Origin of the sequence: Streptomyces diastaticus subsp. diastaticus (assembly GCF_011170125.1) — a bacterium.
GTDB classification, from domain to species: Bacteria; Actinomycetota; Actinomycetes; order Streptomycetales; family Streptomycetaceae; genus Streptomyces; species Streptomyces diastaticus.
Map to the genome: position 1 here is coordinate 1,543,802 of NZ_BLLN01000002.1, position 21,090 is coordinate 1,564,891.

Here is a 21,090-nt window from a genome sequence, read left to right on the forward strand (position 1 = left end):
ACGGACCGCTCAGCGACCAGGTTCGCCGCCGGCGGCAGGCGCCGCGACTGCGTCGGCGCCATCCGGATGACCGGGTCGTGGTCCGTCCGGTACCGCGCGTACCCACATCAGAGCGCCCGCACCCACCAGGGCCGCCGTCAGCAGCAGGGGCAGCGGGCCCAGCGGCAGGAGCCCCGCGACCAGGCCGCCGAGGGAGGCCACGGCCTGGAGCCCGAGGGACTGCACGGAGAGCGCGGTGGCGCGGGCGGAACTGGCCACGCGGTGGTGGAGCAGGTCGTTCTCGTTGGGCCCGGCGGCGCCGAGGCAGAGGTAGACCAGGACGTAGCCGAGGACGCCGGTGACGACGGCCGGGCTGGAGGCGGCCTCGCCCGCGCCCGGCGCCGAGATGCCGAGCAGGGCCAGGCCGCAGGCCATCCCGGCCAGTGCGGTCAGGACGGCCCGGCCGCTGCCCCCGGTGAGGCGGGCCAGGAGCGGGGCGAGCCGGGCGCCCAGCGAGGAGCTGGCGAAGCCGGCGGTGGCGAGCCCGGCGTAGACGACGGCGCCCGACTCGGAGGCGCCGGTGATCGCGGCGGCCCGGCCCGGGGTCAGCAGCTCGATGGCGCCGAGGGCCGCGCCGACGGCCGCGGTGGTGAGCACGACCTTGCGGACGACGCGCTCGCGGGTGGCGAGGCGGACGCCGGAGGCGATGGTGCCCGGGACGCTTCCGAGGACCGAGCGGAGGGTGCTGGGGGCGCGCGGCGGCTCCGGGAGGCGCAGCAGGACGTAGGCGAGGTAGCAGAGGACCAGGGCGGCGCTGAGCAGCCCGGGCAGCGAGAGCGGCAGCACGGTGCCGCCGGTGGCCTCGGCGAGCCCGGAGCCGGCGAAGAGCCACGGCAGCAGCCCGCCGAGCAGGGTGGCGACGGCCAGCGAGGCGCCCATCGCGGAGCTGCCGCGTGACAGACCGGTGCGCAGCTCCGCCCCCGGCCCGGAGTGGGCCTGCGCCATGTCGACGTACCAGGCTTCGGCCGGGCCCGAGGCGAGCGCGCGGGAGGCGCCCATCAGCACCACCCCGGTGATGAGCACCCAGGGGGCGGTGCCGAGGGCGAGCAGAAGCAGTCCCGCGAAGGAGAGCAGGCCACCGGCGGCCAGCACCGCCCTGCGGCCCAGCACGTCGCTGAGACCCCCGGTGGGCAGTTCGAGCAGCGCCACGGTGAGCCCCTGCGAACTGAGCACGGCGGCGACGGCGGCGAGCGCGAGGCCCCGCTCGCCGAGGATCAGCACGAGTGAGGGGACGTAGAGGCCGATGGGGAACCAGAACAGGGCGCTGACGGTCACGTAGCGGCGGCGTGCCGTCTCCGGGGCGAGGACGTGCGAGGCGGCGGGGGCCGGTGCGGCGGTCACGGGGCCTCTCCGTCCTGGGCGGGTCCGGCGTCCGCACCGGTGGATTCCTCGGTACGGGGGCTGTCCGGGTGCCCGGCCACCGGGAGCGCGGCCGTGACCACGACGACCCGGGCGGCCTCGGGGTTCCCGGCGTCGCGGGCGGCCAGCTCGGCCGCGCGGGCGGCGAACTCGCGGGCCAGCTCGGCCGCCGAGGCAGGGGTGAGGCGCAGCTCGTAGTCGTCGAGGTGGGCGGCGGCGCGCCAGGCGGGGGCCAGCCGTCCGGCGGCGAGGTCGGCCTCGTGGCGGTCCAGGGTGCGCGCGAGGTGGTCCACCTGCTGGCGGCGGGAGGTGGCGAGGAAGACCTCGCCGCCGGGCTGGGCGAGCAGTGCCTCGTTGTCCCAGGTGGTCAGCGTGTGCGCGGCCTGCCAGCGGCGCTCGCGGGCATCGCGGGCCGGGGCCTCGGAGACGAAGCCGTGCCGGGCCAGCACCCGCAGGTGGTAGCTGGTGGAGGCGGAGGTCTCGCCGGTGGTGGCGGCCAGTTCGCTGGCGGTGGCCGGCCCGTCGGCCCGGAGCAGGCCCAGCAGCCGGACGCGCAGGGGGTGGGTGAGGGCCTTGAGCGCGGCCGGGTCGTGGGTGAGGTCGATGCGGGACGAGGGCTGCGGTTCGGGCATGGCAGGAGCGTAGGCCGGGACAGCAGGTTCGCAAAAGAAGTTTTGCAGAATTTCTTTGGGGGAATTTGGAGGCTTCAGTTTCCCTTACAGCGCGGGCAAGTTGCGTGGGCTGATGCCCGGCTGCTACGTGTCGGCGGGGTCGCCCACGAGCATCGTCGGCGCTCCGGCCACCCGGGTCAGGAGGACCGTGGCGGCGTTGGGGCCGCGCAGCTTCATCCGGCGGCGGACCTCCTCCGGTTCCACCGCCGAACCCCGCTTCTTCACGGTCAGCACGCCGACCTCGCGCTCCCGCAGCAGCGCCTTCAGCCGCTTGAGGTTGAACGGCAGGACATCCGTGATCTCGTACGCGGCGGCGAACGGTGTCGGGCGCAGGCTGTCCGAGGTGACGTAGGCGATCGTCTCGTCGATCAGATGGCCGCCGACGTGCTCGGCCACCTCCGCGACCTGGTGCGCGCGGATCACCGCCCCGTCCGGCTCGTAGAGGTACCGGCCGACCGGGCCCGCCGGCACGTCCGGCGGCGGCTCCGGGCTCCAGAGCTGGTCACCGGCGGGCAGCAGGGAGGCCCGCACGGAACCGGGCGCCGGGCGTACGCCCTCGGGCGCGTCGGTGCCGCCGAACCACAGCACGGCCTCCTTCACGTCCCCGCCGTACGAGATCCACTCGGCCTCCGCCTGCGGCGGGATCGCCTCGTGCGGCACGCCCGGCGCGATCTTCAAGGCCGCCACCGGAGCGCGCAGCGCCGCCTCGACCGCCCAGGAGAGCGGCGGCGAGTACGCCTCGGGGTCGAAGACCCGCCCGCCGCGCCCGCCCCGGCGCGCGGGGTCGACGAAGACCGCGTCGTAGCCGCTCACCTCCACCTCGGCGACCTCCGCCTCGCGGACCTCGATCAGCCCCGTGAGGCCCAGTGCCTCGGCGTTGGCCCGCGCCACCGCCGCCGTCACCGGGTCCCGGTCCACCGCGAGCACCCGCACCCCGGCCCGGGCCAGCGCGATCGCGTCCCCGCCGATCCCGCAGCACAGGTCGGCGACGCTGCCGACTCCCAGCGCCGCGATCCGTGCCGCGCGGTGGGCGGCGACCTCGGTGCGGGTCGCCTGCTCCACGCCGTGCGGGGTGAAGAACATCCGGGCCGCGTCGGCGCCGAACTTGGCCACCGCCCGCTGCCGCAACCGGGCCTGGCCGAGGGCGGCCGAGACCAGCGGGGCAGGGTGGTCGCGGCGCAGCCGGGTCGCGGTGGCCAGTTCGTCGGCCGGATCGTGCCCGGCGACGGCGTCGAGCAGGGCGCGGCCCTCAGGGGTGAGCAGGGCGGTGAAGGAGTCCAGGTCGGTCACCCGCCCATTCTTCCGGCCCCTGTCGGCCACTCGGTGGACCGGGGGGCGCCTCTCGCGGTGTCGGGGCCGCCGGGTCGCCGGACGCTGCCAGGATGCGGCTTCATGGGACAAGTACGACAAAATGAACAATCCGGTGGGCGAGGGCCCCGCCCCGGAGGTCTCCTGCGCCGCACCCGCACCGCCCGGCTCGTCGCCGCCGGACTCGCCGCCGCCGCGCTCCTCTCCGGCTGCGCCCTCGGCCAGGAAGGCGACCCGGGCGGGGCGGGCGGCCCCGGCGCGGCCGGGCAGCAGGGCCCCGCCCCCGAGACCAAGGCCCAGCGGCTCGCCAAGAAGCGGGCCGCCATCGCCGCCGCCACCCGCAAATGGGGCCTCGCGCAGATCCCGCTGACCGCGCCCGCCCCGCCCGACGCCAAACCCGCCCTCAGCACGCGCGACGGCTTCGAGGTCGAGGGGCAGGAGGACCTGCCGCACGTCTTCACCACCGTCCCCGTCAAGGAGCGGGTGGTCTTCCTGACCATCGACGACGGCGCCGAGAAGGACCCCGAGTTCCTGCGGATGATGAAGGAACTCGACATCCCCTACTCGGCGTTCCTCAGCGACTACCTGGTCAGCGAGGACTACGGCTACTTCCGCGCCATGCAGAAGCAGGGCACCACCCTCAACAACCACACCATCGACCACCCCTACCTGCCCGGTCTCTCCTACGAGGAGCAGCGCCACCAGATCTGCGGCATGCAGGACGTCATCGAGAAGCAGTACGGCAAGCGGCCCCGCCTCTTCCGCCCCCCGTACGGCAACTACAACCAGGACACTCTCAAGGCGGCCAAGTCCTGCGGCATCGAAGCCGTCCCCCTGTGGAACGCCGAGGCGTTCACCGACCGCGTCGACTACCGCGAATGGGACCGGGATCTGCATCCCGGGGACATCGTGCTCACCCACTTCCGGGGGACCGGGGAGTGGGACGGGAGCATGGTGGACATGGTGCGCCAGGCGATGAAGGTGATCACCTCCAAGGGGTACGCCGTGGCCCGGCTGGAGGACTACGTCTGAGCCCGGCCGCGTCCAGCCCGGCCGCGTCCAGCCCGGCCGATCTCGGCCCGGCCGGCGTTCGAGGCCGACGAGCCGCGGAGCGGCGAGTCTTCCGCCCGGGTGGTCCGGGTGGCCTCAAGCGGCCGCCCGGGCGGTCCGGGTGGCCTCAAGCGCCGGCCGGGCCGCGTTCTGCGCGCACACGTCCGACCGTTCCGGTCACCGATGGCCTCAAGCACCGGCCGGGCTGAGGCCGGTCGGCCCCGGGCCGTCCGGTCGGGCTTCTGGTCGGCCGGCCAACCCGGCAACAGCCGGCAGGCAGCGGTGGCCTGGCCGGGGCTCCCGGGGGATTCGGCCTGGTCAGGTCGGGGCTCGGCAGGCGAGGGGAGCGGGGCGGGCGGCCCGGTCGGGGAGGGCGGGAACGCAGCGCGCGCCGCGCGCATTGGCACTCCGCTTGACCGAGTGCTAATCGCGGTCATAGTCTCAGCTCTGGCACTCCCCGCAGGAGAGTGCCAACACAGCGACGGGCAGGTCCGGCACCCGCGACGACGGATCGACCTGGTCGCCACACTCAGATCAGTTAACCCCGTGAGATCTCCGAAGGGGGAGGTCGGATCGTGACGACCGCCAGCTCCAAGGTTGCCATCAAGCCGCTCGAGGACCGCATCGTGGTCCAGCCGCTCGACGCCGAGCAGACCACGGCTTCGGGCCTGGTCATTCCGGACACCGCGAAGGAGAAGCCCCAGGAGGGCGTCGTCCTCGCTGTGGGCCCGGGCCGCTTCGAGAACGGCGAGCGCCTGCCGCTCGACGTCAAGACCGGCGACGTCGTGCTGTACAGCAAGTACGGCGGCACCGAGGTCAAGTACAACGGCGAGGAGTACCTCGTCCTCTCGGCCCGCGACGTTCTCGCCATCATCGAGAAGTAGCAGGCCGGAGGCGTCCGGTCGTAAGTCCGGACGGCGGACTCCACCTTTTTTTCCTGAAGCGCGCCCCTGGCCCCCGCGAGTGTTTGCCGGGTGGCGAGGGGCGCGTTTCATTTCGAGAGCGCGGCGGCAGGCCGCTCCGAGAGGATTCGAAAAGCTCCCATGGCGAAGATTCTGAAGTTCGACGAGGACGCCCGTCGCGCCCTTGAGCGCGGCGTGAACCAGCTGGCCGACACCGTCAAGGTGACCATCGGCCCCAAGGGCCGCAACGTCGTCATCGACAAGAAGTTCGGCGCCCCGACCATCACCAACGACGGCGTCACCATCGCCCGTGAGGTCGAGTGCGACGACCCGTACGAGAACCTCGGCGCCCAGCTCGTCAAGGAGGTGGCGACCAAGACCAACGACATCGCGGGTGACGGCACCACCACCGCCACCGTGCTGGCCCAGGCGCTGGTCCGCGAGGGCCTGCGCAACGTCGCCGCCGGCGCCTCCCCGGCCGCCCTGAAGAAGGGCATCGACGCCGCGGTCGCCGCCGTCTCCGCCGAGCTGCTCGACACCGCGCGCCCGATCGACGACAAGTCCGACATCGCCGCCGTCGCCGCGCTCTCCGCGCAGGACAAGCAGGTCGGCGAGCTCATCGCCGAGGCGATGGACAAGGTCGGCAAGGACGGCGTCATCACCGTCGAGGAGTCCAACACCTTCGGTGTCGACCTGGACTTCACCGAGGGCATGGCCTTCGACAAGGGCTACCTGTCCCCGTACATGGTGACCGACCAGGAGCGTATGGAGGCCGTCCTCGACGACCCGTACATCCTGATCCACCAGGGCAAGATCGGTTCGATCCAGGACCTGCTGCCGCTGCTGGAGAAGGTCATCCAGGCCGGTGGCTCCAAGCCGCTGCTGATCATCGCCGAGGACGTCGAGGGCGAGGCCCTGTCGACCCTGGTGGTCAACAAGATCCGCGGCACGTTCAACGCCGTCGCCGTCAAGGCGCCCGGCTTCGGTGACCGCCGCAAGGCGATGCTCGGCGACATGGCCACCCTCACCGGTGCCACCGTCATCGCCGAGGAGGTCGGCCTCAAGCTCGACCAGGCCGGTCTGGACGTGCTGGGCACCGCCCGCCGCGTCACCGTCACCAAGGACGACACGACCATCGTGGACGGCGGCGGCAAGGCCGAGGACGTCCAGGGCCGCGTCGCCCAGATCAAGGCCGAGATCGAGTCGACCGACTCGGACTGGGACCGCGAGAAGCTCCAGGAGCGCCTCGCCAAGCTGGCCGGCGGCGTCTGCGTGATCCGCGTCGGTGCGGCCACCGAGGTCGAGCTGAAGGAGCGCAAGCACCGTCTGGAGGACGCCATCTCCGCGACCCGCGCCGCGGTCGAGGAGGGCATCGTCTCCGGTGGCGGCTCCGCGCTGGTCCACGCCGTGAAGGTCCTGGAGGACAACCTCGGCCGCACCGGCGACGAGGCCACCGGTGTCGCGGTCGTCCGCCGCGCCGCCGTCGAGCCGCTGCGCTGGATCGCCGAGAACGCCGGCCTCGAGGGCTACGTCATCACCACCAAGGTGGCGGAGCTCGACAAGGGCCAGGGCTTCAACGCCGCCACCGGCGAGTACGGCGACCTGGTCAAGGCCGGCGTCATCGACCCGGTCAAGGTCACCCGCTCCGCCCTGGAGAACGCGGCCTCCATCGCCTCCCTGCTCCTGACGACCGAGACCCTGGTCGTCGAGAAGCCGGCCGAGGAGGAGCCCGAGGCCGGTCACGGCCACGGGCACAGCCACTGAGGCTGACCCCTTCCGCAGCTGAGGCCCGGCTCCCCGTCGCGGGGGGCCGGGCCTCCGGCGTGTGCGGGACCCGCCAGGGACCGGGTGCCTATTGGGGCCCGTACTTGCGGCCGGTACGCGAGGTCATCCCGGTCAGCAGGGCGCGCGGGGTCAGCTTCACCAGCCCCATCAGCGCCTTGTAACGAGGGTCCGGGATCGAGACCGTACGGCCCCGGGCGAGGTCTGCCAGGGCGGCGGCGACCAGCTTGTCCGCGTCGAGCCACATCCACCCCGGGATGTTGTCGGTGCCCATGTCGGCCCGCTGGTGGAACTCGGTCCGCACGAACCCGGGGCAGAGCGCCATCAGCCGCACCCCGGAACCGGCCAGGTCGTGGGCGGCGCCCTGGGTGAACTGCACGACCCACGCCTTGGACGCGCCGTAGGTGCCGCGCGGCACGAAGGCGGCGACCGAGGCGACGTTGACGACTCCGCCCCGCCGCCGTTCGCGCATCGACGCGGTGGCGGCGGTGGTGAGCCGCAGCACCGCCTCGCAGTGCACCTTCAGCATCCGCAGCTCGTCCTCGACCGGCACCTCGAGGTACTCGCCCTTGTTGCCGAACCCCGCGTTGTTGACGAGCAGGTCCACCGGGTGGGTGCGGTCGGCCAGGCGGGCCTCGACGGCGCTGATCCCCTCGTCCGTGGCGAGGTCCGCGGGGAGCACCTCCACCTCCACCCCGTGCTGGTCGTGGAGTTCGGTCGCCTGCCGCCGCAGCCGCTCCCGGTCCCGCGCCACCAGGACGAGGTGGTGCCCGGCGCCGTGGCCCCGGTCCGTCCCGCTCCCGTCCGTGCCGGAGGCGGCGAGCCGCCGGGCGAAGGCGGCGCCGATGCCCGCGGTCGATCCCGTAATCAGAGCCGTAGTCATGGGGTCAGGCTACGAGTTGATGATCAGCGCCGTGCGGGGGCGGGGTGCGGGCCACCCGCGCGGGCGGTCCTGGGCCCCCGGGTCAAAGTCCGGTGCCGACATTTCCGGTCGCCCCCAAGGCTCCCTTATGCTCGACCCATGATCGAGGCCCGCCACCTGCGCGTCCTGCGCGCCGTCGCCGCCACCGGCTCCTTCTCGGCCGCCGCCCGTGAACTGGGCTGCACCCAGCCGGCCGTCAGCCAGCAGATGAAGGCCCTGGAGAGCTCCGCCGGGACCCCGCTGCTCATCCGCACCGGCCGCGAGATGCGCCTCACCCAGGCGGGCGAGGCGCTGACCCGGCACGCCGCGGGCATCCTGGCCGGGCTCACCGCCGCCGAGGAGGAGGTGGCCGCCATCGCCGGGCTGCGCGCCGGCCGGGTGCGCCTGGTCTCCTTCCCGAGCGGCAGCTCCGGCCTGGTCCCGGCCGCGCTCGCCGCCCTGCGCGCCGCCCACCCCGGCACCCGCGTCTCGCTGGAGGAGGCGGAGCCGCCGCGCTCGGCGGAACTGCTGCGGGCCGGCGACTGCGACATCGCCCTCGCCTTCCGATACGCGGGCGCCACCGCCCCCGACGAGTGGGACGACCTGGTGGTCCGGCCGCTCCTCACCGACCGGCTGGTCGGCCTGGTCCCGGAGGGCCACCGGCTCGCCGACGCCGAGGCGGCGGGCATCGGGGAACTGGCCGCCGACCCGTGGATCGCCGGCTGCCCGCGGTGCCGCCGCCAACTGGTCGAGGTCTGCGAGACCGAGGGCTTCACCCCCCGGATCGACTTCGCCACCGACGACTACCCGGCCGTCCTCGGCCTCGTCGCCGCCGGCCTCGGGGTAGCCGTCCTCCCGGCCCTCGCCCTGGAGTCCCTCCGCCCCAGGGGCGTCCGCAGCATCGCCGTCGAGCCTGCGGTGGAACGCGAGATCGTCGCCCTCACCCTCCCCGACCTCGCCCAGGTCCCGGCGGTCGCGGCGACCTTGGACCACCTGGCGGCGACCGCGGGACGGTGAGGCGGCGCCGGCCCGCCTGAAGCCCCCGGGGCGGAGAGGGCCTGTGGCTGAACCGGTGGGCCGCCGGGTGGTGCGGAGTGGTGTCGTGGCTGCCTCGGACCGCCTGGCGGCAGTGACCGCGGCTCGGTGAGGCAGGGTGCCGGCCCGCCTGCCTGGAGCCTCCGGGGCGGAGAGGGTCCGTGGCTGAACCGGTGGGCCGCCGGGTGGCACGTCGCCGCGACTCCGGACCGCCTGGCGGCGACCGGGGCGCGGGCCGTCCTGAGCCTCTGGGCCGGAGAGAGGGCCTCTGGGCCGAACACGGGCCCCCCGGGTGGCGTCAGGTGGTGCGAGCGTCCGGGCGGGTACGACCGTCCACCGTGGCGCCGGCTGCCGGGCGCTGAAGCGCGTCGCCTGTTGAGGCGCGTCACCCGAAGCGAACCGGGCCGCAGCACGCGTACGGTCGCCCCGGCCGCTTCGCCGCGCACCCGAAACGACGCGAGCGAGCAGTCCGGCCGAGCCGCCGGACCCCTCGCACGGCGGCACCGACGAGCCCGGCCCCAGGGCGACGCCGGTCACACGACCCGCCCCCCTCGCCATCACCCGTGTGACAGCCCTGTCGGGCGCACCCTGCCCGGTCCGGCTCGTCCGGTCCGGTGCGGTGCGGTGCGGTACGGCGCGGTCCGGCTCGTCTCGGTCCGGTCCGGCTCGGTCGGCTCGGCCCGGTCCCGCCCGGTCCCGCCCGGTCCGGCGTGGTCCGGTCCGGTCCGGTGTGGCCCGGTCCGGCGTGGCCCGGTCCGGTCCAGCGCGGCCTGGTGCGGCGCGGCGCGGTCCGGGGCGGTCCGGCGCCGTCCGGCCTTGGCCCGGCGCGGTTCAGCCCGGCCAGACCCGGCCCGGCCCGCCCCGCCCCTGCGCCGACCACCCAGGTCGCTGCGTGAGGAAACGTTCCTTCTGGGGTGGCCGGGCGGAACGGTCAGGAGAAGCCCGGTTCGGAGGGGGCGGGGCTCTGGGCGGGGGCCGCTCCGGCCGGGGTGAGGCGGGTGCGGGCGCGGCCCATCAGTTCCTCGCGTTCGTCCTCGGTGAGGCCGCCCCAGACGCCGTAGGGCTCTCGGACGGCCAGCGCGTGCGCCGCGCACTCCGCGCGTACCGGGCAGCGCATGCAGACCTCCTTGGCGGAGGTCTCGCGGGCGCTGCGGGCGGCTCCCCGTTCGCCCTCCGGATGGAAGAAGAGCGAGCTGTCGACGCCTCGGCAGGCGGCGAGCAGCTGCCAGTCCCACAGGTCGGCGTTCGGTCCGGGAAGGCGGGAGAAATCAGCCATTGCAGGTCCCCTCGTAGGCATGTGTCGGCCGTGCTGACGTGGTGACGGCCCTGGCTCGAGGGGTCGGCGCCGGGCGTGTCCCGGGCGCTCGCTCTCGAAGACCGCACATCTACTGTCCTAGGAGATGAAAATATGACTCATTGCGAATCTAGTCACAGACACTGCCAAAAGGGAAGAAGAGGCGCTAAATGGGGCATAGCAGAATTCGTGGAGGAGGGCTCTCCGCGTCGGTCGCGCCGTCACCGCCCCGTGTCCGGCTCCTCACGTAGAGTGCCGAATGCGGTCGGTGACCCCGTAACTCTTTCGGGTGACCGTCGTTGAGAGGGCTGAGTGATCGAAGGAAATGGCCGTCGGGCAGATGTCCGACAGCGTCGATCGCGCAGGTGACGATTACGTACCAGCCTGGAGGCTCAAAGTGACGCGCATCAGCTCGGGAGGGCGGGTATGACATCCGTCCTCGTCTGCGACGACTCCCCGCTTGCCCGAGAGGCACTCCGCCGGGCGGTCGCGACCGTGCCCGGTGTCGAGCGTGTGACGACCGCGGCCAACGGCGAGGAAGTCCTCCGCCGCTGGGGCGCCGACCGCTCCGATCTGATTCTGATGGATGTCCGGATGCCCGGACTCGGCGGTGTGGAGACCGTCCGGCGGCTGCTCTCGGCCGACCCGGGCGCCCGCATCATCATGCTGACCGTCGCCGAGGACCTCGACGGGGTCGCCCTCGCGGTGGCGGCCGGCGCCCGCGGCTACCTGCACAAGGACGCCTCCCGGGCCGAACTGCGGGCCACCGTCACCCAGGCGCTCGCCGACCCGACCTGGCGGCTCGCCCCGCGCCGCCTGCGCTCCGCCGAGATGGGTGCCGCGCCCACGCTCACGGCGCGCGAGATCCAGGTGCTGGAGGGGATGAGCCACGGCCGTTCCAACGCCGAGATCGGCCGCGAGCTGTTCCTCTCCGAGGACACCGTCAAGACGCACGCCCGGCGCCTGTTCAAGAAACTCGGCGCCTCCGACCGCGCGCACGCCGTGGCCCTCGGATTCCGCTGGGGCCTGGTCCGCTGACCTGCGGGTCCTCCCCGTCCGCCGTACGGCGGACGGGGCGCACACCCCGGTTTCTCCGCCTCGCCAGGACGGCTCGCGCCGGTTCGCGCGCCGATGCCGCATCCTTGAGGGGTGGAGTTCCTCGGGAACGAGTCGGTCGAGCGGCAGGGGAGGGCGCAGTCGATGAGGTCCGGCGCACCTGCTCATAACGCTTCGGTGCACAACGAGGGACGCGATGTCCCGGAACGTTCGGCGCCAAGGCACCATGGACCGATGCGTGACGACGAGACGACGGCGATCAGCGGCCTCGTCCATCGCGCGGTGGAGGGAGACGAGCAGGCCACCCACGACCTGCTCGCGCGCGTCCACCCACTGGCCCTGCGCTACTGCCGCACGCGCCTCTCCCGGCTGCCGGGGGACGCCCGCCACTTCGTGGAGGACCTCGCGCAGGAGGTCTGCGTCGCGGTCCTCCTCGCCCTGCCGCGCTACAAGGACACCGGGCGCCCCTTCGAGGCGTTCGTCTTCGCCATCGCCGGGCACAAGGTCGCCGACCTCCAGCGCGCCGCGATGCGCCACCCCGGCTCGACCGCCGTCCCCTCCGACGAGATGCCCGAGCGGCCCGACGACTCGCTCGGCCCCGAGGAGCGCGCCCTGCTCAGCAGTGACGCCGCCTGGGCCAAGCAGCTCCTCGCCAACCTCCCGCAGAACCAGCGCGAACTGCTGCTGCTGCGGATCGCCGTCGGCCTGACCGCCGAGGAGACCGGCCAGATGCTGGGGATGTCCCCGGGCGCGGTCCGGGTCGCCCAGCACCGGGCACTGAGCCGGCTGCGGGCGCTGGCGGAGCAGTAGCCGGGCGGGGAGACGGGAGACGTCGGACACATGTGTCCGGAGGCATCCCGTTCATCTCCCGGGAGTGGAATGGGAGCGGGCAGAATCCCGTTACCATGGACATCCGCACCGTTCAAGGCCATTTGGGGAAGGTGTCATGACTGCAAACGTCGACGGAGTGCCCGAGAAATTCGCGACACTCGGGCTGACCTACGACGACGTGCTGCTGCTGCCGGGCGCGTCGGACATGGCGCCCGACCAGATCGACACCACTTCACGCCTGTCGAAGAACGTCAAGGTGAACGTCCCGCTGCTCTCCGCCGCGATGGACAAGGTCACCGAGGCGCGGATGGCCATCGCCATGGCCCGCCAGGGCGGCGCCGGCGTCCTGCACCGCAACCTCTCCATCGAGGACCAGGCCAACCAGGTCGACCTCGTCAAGCGCTCCGAGTCGGGCATGGTCACCGACCCGATCACGGTGCACCCCGACGCCACCCTCGGCGAGGCCGACGCGATCTGCGCCAAGTTCCGCATCAGCGGCGTGCCGGTCACCGACGGCTCGGGCCGCCTGCTCGGCATCGTCACCAACCGCGACATGGCCTTCGAGTCGGACCGTACGCGCCAGGTGCGCGAGGTCATGACGCCGATGCCCCTGGTCACCGGCAAGGTCGGCATCTCCGGCGTGGACGCCATGGAGCTGCTGCGCCGGCACAAGATCGAGAAGCTGCCGCTCGTCGACGACGAGGGCGTCCTCAAGGGCCTCATCACCGTCAAGGACTTCGTCAAGGCGGAGAAGTACCCGAACGCCGCCAAGGACTCCGAGGGCCGCCTGCTGGTCGGTGCCGCCGTCGGCGTGGCGGGGGACGCCTTCGAGCGCGCCCAGGCGCTCATCGGCGCCGGCGTCGACTTCATCGTGGTCGACACCGCGCACGGCCACTCCCGCCTGGTCGGCGACATGGTCGCCAAGATCAAGTCGAACAGCTCCGGCGTGGACGTCGTCGGCGGCAACATCGCCACCCGCGACGGTGCCCAGATGCTCATCGACTCCGGCGCCGACGGCGTCAAGGTCGGGGTCGGGCCGGGCTCCATCTGCACCACCCGCGTCGTCGCCGGCATCGGCGTCCCGCAGGTCACCGCGATCTACGAGGCCTCCCTCGCCGCCCAGGCCGCCGGTGTCCCGGTCATCGGTGACGGCGGCCTCCAGTACTCGGGCGACATCGCCAAGGCCCTGGTCGCCGGCGCCGACACGGTGATGCTCGGCTCGCTGCTGGCCGGCTGCGAGGAGTCCCCCGGCGAGCTGCTCTTCATCAACGGCAAGCAGTTCAAGTCGTACCGCGGCATGGGCTCGCTCGGCGCGATGCAGACCCGCGGGGACCGGAAGTCGTTCTCCAAGGACCGGTACTTCCAGGAGGGCGTCGCCTCCGACGAGAAGCTGGTCCCCGAGGGCATCGAGGGGCAGGTGCCCTACCGCGGCCCGCTCGTGCAGGTCGTGCACCAGCTCGTCGGCGGTCTGCGCCAGTCGATGTTCTACGTCGGCGGCTCCACCGTCCCCGAGCTCCAGCGCAACGGCCGGTTCGTCCGGATCACCTCGGCGGGACTCAAGGAGAGCCACCCGCACGACATCCAGATGACGGTCGAGGCGCCGAACTACGCCGCCAAGCGCTGAGCCCCACCGCCCCAGGGGCGGCCCGGTACACCCGGGCCGCCTCTTCGGCGTGCGGGCGGGGGATACTGACGGACTTGAGACCCAAGGAAAGGCCACCCAGTGACTGAGATCGAGATCGGGCGCGGCAAGCGCGGCCGGAGGGCGTACGCGTTCGACGACATCGCCGTCGTCCCGAGTCGCCGCACCCGCGACCCGAAGGAGGTCTCGATCGCCTGGCAGATCGACGCCTACCGCTTCGAGCTTCCCTTCCTCGCCGCCCCCATGGACTCCATCGTCTCCCCGCAGACGGCGATCCGCGTCGGCGAGATGGGCGGCCTCGGCGTGCTCAACCTCGAAGGGCTCTGGACCCGCTACGAGGACCCGCAGCCGCTGCTGGACGAGATCGCCGACGAGCTGGACGAGGAGCGCGCCACCCGCCGCCTCCAGGAGATCTACGACGCGCCGATCCAGGAGGAGCTGATCGGCCGCCGGATCAAGGAGGTCCGCGACGCGGGCGTCATCACGGCCGCCGCGCTCTCCCCGCAGCGCACCGCCCAGTTCTCCAAGGCGGTCGTCGACGCGGGCGTCGACATCTTCGTCATCCGCGGCACCACCGTCTCCGCCGAGCACGTCTCCGGCGCCGCCGAGCCGCTCAACCTGAAGCAGTTCATCTACGAGCTGGACGTGCCGGTGATCGTCGGCGGTTGCGCCACGTACACCGCCGCGCTGCACCTGATGCGCACCGGCGCGGCCGGCGTGCTGGTCGGTTTCGGCGGCGGCGCCGCCCACACCACCCGCAACGTGCTCGGCATCCAGGTCCCGATGGCCACCGCCGTCGCCGACGTGGCGGCCGCCCGCCGCGACTACCTGGACGAGTCCGGCGGCCGGTACGTGCACGTCATCGCCGACGGCGGGGTCGGCTGGTCCGGCGACCTGCCGAAGGCCATCGCCTGCGGCGCCGACGCCGTCATGATGGGTTCCCCGCTGGCCCGCGCCACCGACGCGCCCGGCAAGGGGCACCACTGGGGCATGGAGGCCGTGCACGAGGACGTGCCGCGCGGCAAGCTGGTCGACCTCGGCATGGTCGGCACCACCGAGGAGATCCTCACCGGCCCGTCCCGCACCCCCGACGGCTCGATGAACATGTTCGGCGCGCTCCGCCGGTCGATGGCGACCACCGGCTACAGCGAGCTGAAGGAGTTCCAGCGCGTCGAGGTCACGGTCGCGGACTCCCACCACAAGCGCTGACCCGCCCGCACCGCTGCCCGGCACCCCTCCGCGGAGTGCCGGGCAGCGGCGTGTCCGGGCCGGGTCAGAGGCGGTGGGCGGCGCCCGCCGGGGTGGTTCCCCGGGTGTCGAGGAGGAGCTGCGCCTTCACGGCGAGCCCCTGGAGGTCGTACGTGCGGTGGTTCTGGAGCAGGATCGTCAGGTCCGCCTCGGCCGCCGCCTCGTAGAGGGAGTCCGCGCGCGGCACCGGGCGGCCCGCCGGGGACCAGTGCGGGACGTACGGGTCGTGGTAGCTGACCGAGGCGCCGCGTTCCGTCAGGCGCAGGGCGATCTCCTGGGCGGCGGCGCCCTGCTGGTCGGCGACGTCCGGCTTGTAGGTGACGCCGAGCAGCAGCACGCGGGCGGCGCGGGCGGACTTGCCGTGCTCGTTGAGGAGCTGGGTGGCGCGCTGGATGACGTACTGCGGCATACGGGCGTTGATGTCGCGGGCCAGCGAGACCATGCGCAGGCCGTTGCCCGGAGTGGCGTCGGCGTGCGGCAGGCAGCTGGGGTCCAGCGGTACGCCGTGGCCGCCGACGCCGGGGCCGGGACGGAACGCCTGGAAGCCGTACGGCTTGGTCTCGGCGCAGCGGATGACGTCCCACAGGTCGACGCCGAGGTCGTGGCAGAGCACCGCCATCTCGTTGACCAGGGCGAGGTTCACGTGCCGGTAGTTGGTCTCCAGGACCTGCACCGTCTCGGCCTCGCGGGGGCCGCGGGCGCGGACCACCTTGTCGGTGAGGCGGCCGTAGAAGGCGGCGGCGGACTCGGTGCAGGCCGGGGTGAGACCGCCGATGACCTTGGGGGTGGCGGCATAGCCGTGGGCACGGTTGCCGGGGTCGGTGCGGCCGGGGGAGTAGGCGAGGTGGAAGTCGCGGCCGGCCCTGAGGCCCGAGCCGGACTCCAGCAGCGGCCGCAGGAACTCCTCGGTGGTGCCGGGCCCCGCCGGGGTCTCCAGGATGACCGTCGTGTGCGGGCGCAGCCGGGCCGCGAGCGCCCGGGCGGCCTCGGCGAGCGGCACCAGGTCGACGCCGCCGGACGGGCCGGGGGGCGCCGGGGCGCAGATCACGGCGGTACGGACCCGGCCCAGCTCGATCGGGTCGGCGGTGGGGCGGAATCCGCCGGAGAGCATCCGGCGCACGTCGGCCGCGGTGAGCGCGCCCTCGGCGCCGGTGCCGGGGAGGCGGCCGGAGGCCAGGTCGCGGGCGCGGGCCGGGTCGTAGCCGACGGTGTCGACGCCCGCACCGACGGCGGCCTGGGCGAGCGGCAGGCCGTGCGAGCCGAGTCCGATGACGGCGAGGTCTGCGGGCATGGCGGTGGACCGTCCTTCCCAGGGGCCGGGGCGTCGGGGGAGCGCGGGGCGCGCCGGTCCGGGCTCCCCGAGGCGCCGCGGGACCGGCGCGGACCTGCGTGAATGTCACACTAGGCATACATATGACCGAGATGCGGTATTGGTGTCCGGCTCGGGTGCATGTCGGCGCCCCGGAGCACGCCGCGCACCGCCGTTCAGGTGGCCCGGCTGCCTCCCGGCGGTGGCCGATACGGGACAAGCGGGTCAGAATTCGGGCAGAGGGGCCGGGGTTTCCGGGAGGCCGCGCGTGGGCCGTCCGGGGAACGGGCACACGAACGCCGTGGGCCCGCCCGGCGTACCGCGCCGCCACGCCGTCCGGAGCGCCTGCCGGCGGCGGCTCGGCCGTCCGGGTGCGTCCCGGCGGGCCGTCCGGGCACCCACCCGCCGCGGCAGCGGGCCAGACCAGACCAGACGGACGTCACGGGAGGTTACGGGTGAGGACAGGCACACTGGGGCCGGACGAGCGGGCCGAGGCGCTCGCCGCGATGGCCGAACGGGAACTGGACATCCTCGTGGTGGGCGGCGGGGTGGTCGGCGCGGGAACGGCGCTGGACTCCGTCACCCGGGGACTGTCCACCGGCCTCGTCGAGGCCCGCGACTGGGCGTCCGGCACCTCCAGTCGCTCCAGCAAGCTCATCCACGGTGGCCTGCGCTACCTGGAGATGCTCGACTTCGCCCTGGTCAGGGAGGCCCTGAAGGAGCGCGGCCTGCTCCTGGGACGGCTCGCCCCGCACCTGGTCAAGCCGGTGCCCTTCCTCTACCCCCTCCAGCACCCCGTCTGGGAGCGCTTCTACGCCGGAGCGGGCGTCGCCCTCTACGACGGCATGGCGATGGCCCGGGGCCACGGCCGGGGCCTGCCCGCCCACCGCCACCTCAGCCGCGGGCGCGCCCTGCGCGTAGCCCCCTGCCTGCGCAAGGACGCCCTGGTCGGCGCCCTCCAGTACTACGACGCCGAGATGGACGACGCCCGGTACGTCCTCACCCTCGTCCGCACCGCCGCCGCGTACGGCGCCAAGGTCGCCAACGGGGCACGCGTCACCGGCTTCGTCCGCGAAGGCGAACGGGTCGTCGGCGCCCTCGTCACCGACGTCGAGAACGGCGGCGAGTACGAGATCCGCGCCAAGCAGGTCGTCAACGCCACCGGCGTCTGGACCGACGACACCCAGGCCATGGTCGGCGAGCGCGGGCAGTTCCACGTCCGTGCCTCCAAGGGCGTCCACCTGGTCGTCCCCAAGGACCGCATCAACTCCTCCACCGGCCTCATCCTGCGCACCGAGAAGTCGGTGCTCTTCGTCATCCCCTGGGGCCGGCACTGGATCGTCGGCACCACCGACACCGAGTGGGACCTCGACAAGGCCCACCCGGCCGCCTCCAGCGCCGACATCGACTACGTGCTGGAGCACGTCAACAACGTCCTCTCCGTGCCCCTCTCCCGGGACGACGTGGAAGGCGTCTACGCCGGCCTCCGCCCGCTGCTCGCCGGGGAGTCCGACGCCACCAGCAAGCTCTCCCGCGAGCACACCGTCGCCCACCCGGTGCCCGGGCTGGTGGTCGTGGCCGGGGGCAAGTACACGACGTACCGGATCATGGCGAAGGACGCCGTGGACGAGGCGGTGCGCGGACTGAACCAGCGCGTCGCCGACTGCGTCACCGAGGAGGTCCCCCTGCTCGGCGCCGAGGGCTATCAGGCCCTGTGGAACGCCCGCGCCCGCACCGCCGCCCGGACCGGTCTGCACGTCGTCCGCATCGAGCACCTGCTCAACCGGTACGGCACCCTCACCGAGGAGGTGCTCCGCCTCATCGCGGAGGACCCGTCGCTGGGCGAGCCGCTGCGCTACGCCGACGACTACCTCCGCGCCGAGATCGTCTACGCCGCCACCCACGAGAGCGCCCACCACCTCGACGACATCCTCACGCGCCGCACCCGCCTCTCCATCGAGACCTTCGACCGGGGAACGCGCAGCGCCCGCGAGTGCGCTGAACTGGTCGCGCCGGTCCTCGGCTGGGACCAGGAGCGCATCGACAACGAGGTCGCCCACTACGAGATGCGGGTCGAGGCCGAACGCGAGTCCCAGCGCCAGCCGGACGACCTGACGGCGGACGCGGCCCGGCTGGGGGCGCCGGACATCGTCCAGGGCTAGGCGACGTCCGCGAAGTCCCGCACGGCGCCCACGGGCGCCCGGCACGCACGCTCGCCCCACCGGGTGACAGCCCGAGTACGCCCGGTACGAGAGCTTCCGCCCGGCGTTCCGAGCGCACGCACCGGACACCGCGGGCACCGCACAGGACTTCGGAGACACCCCGCACGGCCCGTCCCTGACGGGCGTCGAGCGCCCGCCGGGCCGGGGTGTGGCCTGGTCGGGGAGTGGCGCGGGCAGGACGGGCCCCGCCGCGGAGAGGCCCCCGCCGGGCCTGCGGCCGACCCGGTCCGGGGGCTCGCGCGGGCCCGGGCGCCCGGAACGCGATGATGTGTCGTCATATCGCGGGCGTCGGGGCCGAACTCGGCGTGGTCCTGCGGGGGAGTGGCGGCCGGGGCCCCCATCCCCAGGCGTACCCAGCTCCCCGGGTGAGGGACAATGAAGGCTCTGTCGGGGCGGGTTGCAGAGGGGACGCATGACGGACGCGGAGCAGTCGCAGAAGGCCCGTCGGGACGAGGACGGGGCCAGGGACGGCGGCCGGCTGCTCGCCGGGCGGTACCGGCTGGGTGGTGTGCTGGGCCGGGGTGGCATGGGTACGGTCTGGCGCGCCGAGGACGAGACGCTGGGCCGCACGGTCGCGGTCAAGGAACTCCGGTTCCCCTCCTCCATCGACGAGGAGGAGAAGCGCCGCCTCATCACCAGGACCCTGCGCGAGGCGAAGGCCATCGCCCGGATCCGCAGCAACGGCGCGGTCACCGTCTACGACGTGGTGGACGAGGACGACCGGCCGTGGATCGTGATGGAGCTGATCGAGGGCAAGTCCCTCGCCGAGGTGATCCGCGAGGACGGCACCCTCAGCCCCAGGCGCGCCGCCGAGGTCGGCCTCGCCATCCTCGGGGTGCTCCGGGCCGCGCACCGTGAGGGCATCCTGCACCGGGACGTGAAGCCGTCCAACGTGCTCATCGAGGGCGACGACGGCCGGGTCGTCCTCACCGACTTTGGTATCGCCCAGGTCGAGGGCGACCCCTCGATCACCTCCACGGGCATGCTGGTCGGCGCCCCCTCGTACATCTCCCCGGAGCGCGCCCGCGGCCACAAGCCGGGCCCGGCCGCCGACCTCTGGTCGCTGGGCGGGCTGCTGTACGCGTCGGTCGAGGGCATTCCGCCCTACGACAAGGGCTCGGCCATCGCGACGCTCACCGCCGTGATGACGGAGCCGCTCGACCCGCCGAAGAACGCCGGGCCGCTCAGCGAGGTCATCTACGGGCTGCTCGCCAAGGACCCCGCGCAGCGCCTCGACGAGGCCGGGGCGCGCGCCCTGCTGCGCGAGGTGATCGCCACCGAGGAGGCGGGCGCGGGCCGGGCGGCCGACGCCACCAAGGTCGTGCCGCTGCCGAAGCCCGCCGACGGTGGCGCCCGCGAGAGCCGGCCGAAGCTGGAGAGGACACCGAGGGCGGCCGGGGCCCCGAAGGCGGCAGCCGCCGCCACCGCCGCCAAATCCCCGGCGCTGTGGCCGAAGATGCAGGCGTCCGACGACGCGCCCGCCGTCCCGCCGGCCGCCGTGTCGCCCGCCGCCGCGCCCACCAGGGCCACCGCCACGGGCGGACGGCCGCCGGTCGCGCGGGCCTCGCTCACCGACGTGGTGTCGCGGCGCGCGCTGCTGGTGGCGCTCGGCGTCGCCGTGCTGCTGGTCGCCACCGTGCTCGGCTTCGTCCTCACCCGGAGCGGCGACTCCGGCGGGAGCGACGCGGCCGGCGGCGACAAGAACGCCTCGGCGGGAGCCGGCGGCGGCGAGGGCGGTGACCGGGCCGGCGGCGGCAAGGGGCCCGTGCAGGACGGCGGGAAGGGCGGCGAGGTCTCCGAAGGCGGCAAGGGCGGCGAGGACTCCGGCGAGGACGGTGAGGACCAGGGCGACGACGGCGGCGGCAAGGGCGACGACGCCGGCGAGGGCAGCGGCCACGACCCCGGCGAGCCGGGCGACGACACCCTTGAGCACACCGCCTACCGCCACTCCCAGGGGTTCCGGATCGGCCTGCCCGAGGGCTGGAAGTACACCACCACCGGTGCCGCCGGGGCCCGCTTCACGGGCCCGGACGGGCAGAAGCTGCTGGTCGGCTGGACGGGCACGCCGAAGGACGACCCGGTCGCCGACTGGAAGGCGCAGGAGAAGTACATGCGCCGGGCGCAGTACGAGCGCATCCACATCGAGGCCGTCGACTACCGGGGCTGGAACACCGCCGACTGGGAGTTCACCTACGTCGACGGAGGCGTGAAGTACCGCTCGGTCGACCGGGGACTGGTCGTCGACAAGAGCCTCGGGTACGGCCTGATGTACACCGCCAAGGACGCCGAGTGGCACTCCGAGCTGATCGAGGGCACCTGGCGGACCTTCACGGAGACGTTCCGGCCGAAGAAGTAGGCAGCCCGGTTCCCGGGCAGATGACTCCTGGATCGCCCATCGCCCCATCTCGGTCCCCGTCGGCACGTATCGTGAGTGCCGGCAC

The 21,090-nt window shown here is 73.6% G+C and carries 16 protein-coding genes; 10 read left to right on the forward strand and 6 right to left on the reverse strand.

Annotated features, from left to right (window positions below; genetic code table 11):
• Positions 1-9 precede the first annotated feature (9 nt).
• From Sdia_RS08470 to Sdia_RS08480, 3 genes are all read right to left on the reverse strand, one after another.
• Complete coding sequence (locus Sdia_RS08470) at positions 10-1,380, reverse strand: MFS transporter (protein ID WP_189500146.1); 1,371 nt, start codon at positions 1,378-1,380, stop codon at positions 10-12.
• A complete protein-coding gene (locus tag Sdia_RS08475; RefSeq protein WP_100452360.1) occupies positions 1,377-2,030 on the reverse strand; it encodes an ArsR/SmtB family transcription factor in 654 nt (217 codons plus the stop codon). Before Sdia_RS08475 ends, Sdia_RS08470 begins: the two co-directional genes overlap by 4 nt.
• A gap of 123 nt (positions 2,031-2,153) precedes the next feature.
• Positions 2,154-3,359 carry a class I SAM-dependent methyltransferase gene (locus tag Sdia_RS08480; protein ID WP_189500145.1) on the reverse strand — a complete coding sequence of 402 codons (1,206 nt, stop codon included), beginning with the start codon at positions 3,357-3,359 and terminating at the stop codon, positions 2,154-2,156.
• A 102-nt stretch (positions 3,360-3,461) separates the two neighbouring features.
• On the opposite strand from Sdia_RS08480, the gene Sdia_RS08485 reads away from it, so the two are divergent.
• The 3 genes from Sdia_RS08485 (at position 3,462) to groL (ending at position 7,093) form a co-directional block, all read left to right on the forward strand.
• The gene (locus Sdia_RS08485; protein WP_100452362.1) at positions 3,462-4,409 is read left to right on the forward strand and encodes a polysaccharide deacetylase family protein; all 948 of its coding nucleotides are present in this window, start codon (positions 3,462-3,464) and stop codon (positions 4,407-4,409) included.
• A gap of 593 nt (positions 4,410-5,002) precedes the next feature.
• Positions 5,003-5,311: a co-chaperone GroES gene (gene groES, locus Sdia_RS08490; RefSeq protein ID WP_003948573.1), complete on the forward strand. Its 309-nt coding sequence runs from the start codon at positions 5,003-5,005 to the stop codon at positions 5,309-5,311.
• 159 nt (positions 5,312-5,470) lie between these two features.
• Positions 5,471-7,093: a chaperonin GroEL gene (groL, locus tag Sdia_RS08495; protein WP_100452363.1), complete on the forward strand. Its 1,623-nt coding sequence runs from the start codon at positions 5,471-5,473 to the stop codon at positions 7,091-7,093.
• 88 nt (positions 7,094-7,181) lie between these two features.
• Here groL and Sdia_RS08500 read toward each other — a convergent pair whose 3' ends face one another.
• Positions 7,182-7,994 (reverse strand): SDR family NAD(P)-dependent oxidoreductase, encoded by an 813-nt coding sequence (locus tag Sdia_RS08500; RefSeq protein WP_185393058.1) that lies wholly within the window; start codon positions 7,992-7,994, stop codon positions 7,182-7,184.
• A 138-nt stretch (positions 7,995-8,132) separates the two neighbouring features.
• Between Sdia_RS08500 and Sdia_RS08505 the strand changes: the two genes are divergently transcribed.
• The gene (locus tag Sdia_RS08505; RefSeq protein ID WP_100452365.1) at positions 8,133-9,029 is read left to right on the forward strand and encodes a LysR family transcriptional regulator; all 897 of its coding nucleotides are present in this window, start codon (positions 8,133-8,135) and stop codon (positions 9,027-9,029) included.
• Positions 9,030-9,978: 949 nt separating this feature from the next.
• Here the strand turns inward: Sdia_RS08505 and Sdia_RS08510 are convergent.
• The gene (locus tag Sdia_RS08510; RefSeq protein WP_100452366.1) at positions 9,979-10,323 is read right to left on the reverse strand and encodes a WhiB family transcriptional regulator; all 345 of its coding nucleotides are present in this window, start codon (positions 10,321-10,323) and stop codon (positions 9,979-9,981) included.
• A 444-nt stretch (positions 10,324-10,767) separates the two neighbouring features.
• Here Sdia_RS08510 and Sdia_RS08515 point away from each other — a divergent pair, with 444 nt between their 5' ends.
• The 4 genes from Sdia_RS08515 to Sdia_RS08530 all read left to right on the forward strand — a co-directional run bounded on the left by Sdia_RS08515 (position 10,768) and on the right by Sdia_RS08530 (position 15,079).
• Positions 10,768-11,379: a response regulator transcription factor gene (locus tag Sdia_RS08515; protein ID WP_003948568.1), complete on the forward strand. Its 612-nt coding sequence runs from the start codon at positions 10,768-10,770 to the stop codon at positions 11,377-11,379.
• A 252-nt stretch (positions 11,380-11,631) separates the two neighbouring features.
• Positions 11,632-12,207 (forward strand): sigma-70 family RNA polymerase sigma factor, encoded by a 576-nt coding sequence (locus tag Sdia_RS08520; protein ID WP_100452367.1) that lies wholly within the window; start codon positions 11,632-11,634, stop codon positions 12,205-12,207.
• A 136-nt stretch (positions 12,208-12,343) separates the two neighbouring features.
• Positions 12,344-13,852, forward strand: coding sequence for an IMP dehydrogenase (guaB, locus tag Sdia_RS08525; RefSeq protein WP_115069743.1), 1,509 nt, complete (start codon positions 12,344-12,346; stop codon positions 13,850-13,852).
• Between the two features lie 99 nt (positions 13,853-13,951).
• Positions 13,952-15,079 carry a GuaB3 family IMP dehydrogenase-related protein gene (locus Sdia_RS08530; RefSeq protein ID WP_100452369.1) on the forward strand — a complete coding sequence of 376 codons (1,128 nt, stop codon included), beginning with the start codon at positions 13,952-13,954 and terminating at the stop codon, positions 15,077-15,079.
• Between the two features lie 64 nt (positions 15,080-15,143).
• Here the strand turns inward: Sdia_RS08530 and Sdia_RS08535 are convergent, their stop codons facing one another.
• A complete protein-coding gene (locus Sdia_RS08535) occupies positions 15,144-16,409 on the reverse strand; it encodes a nucleotide sugar dehydrogenase (RefSeq protein ID WP_100452370.1) in 1,266 nt (421 codons plus the stop codon).
• A 473-nt stretch (positions 16,410-16,882) separates the two neighbouring features.
• Here Sdia_RS08535 and Sdia_RS08540 point away from each other — a divergent pair, with 473 nt between their 5' ends.
• Entirely contained in the window at positions 16,883-18,589 is a 1,707-nt protein-coding gene (locus Sdia_RS08540; protein ID WP_100452371.1) for a glycerol-3-phosphate dehydrogenase/oxidase, read from the forward strand.
• A 472-nt stretch (positions 18,590-19,061) separates the two neighbouring features.
• Entirely contained in the window at positions 19,062-21,005 is a 1,944-nt protein-coding gene (locus Sdia_RS08545; RefSeq protein WP_115069744.1) for a serine/threonine-protein kinase, read from the forward strand.
• Positions 21,006-21,090: the final 85 nt, after the last annotated feature.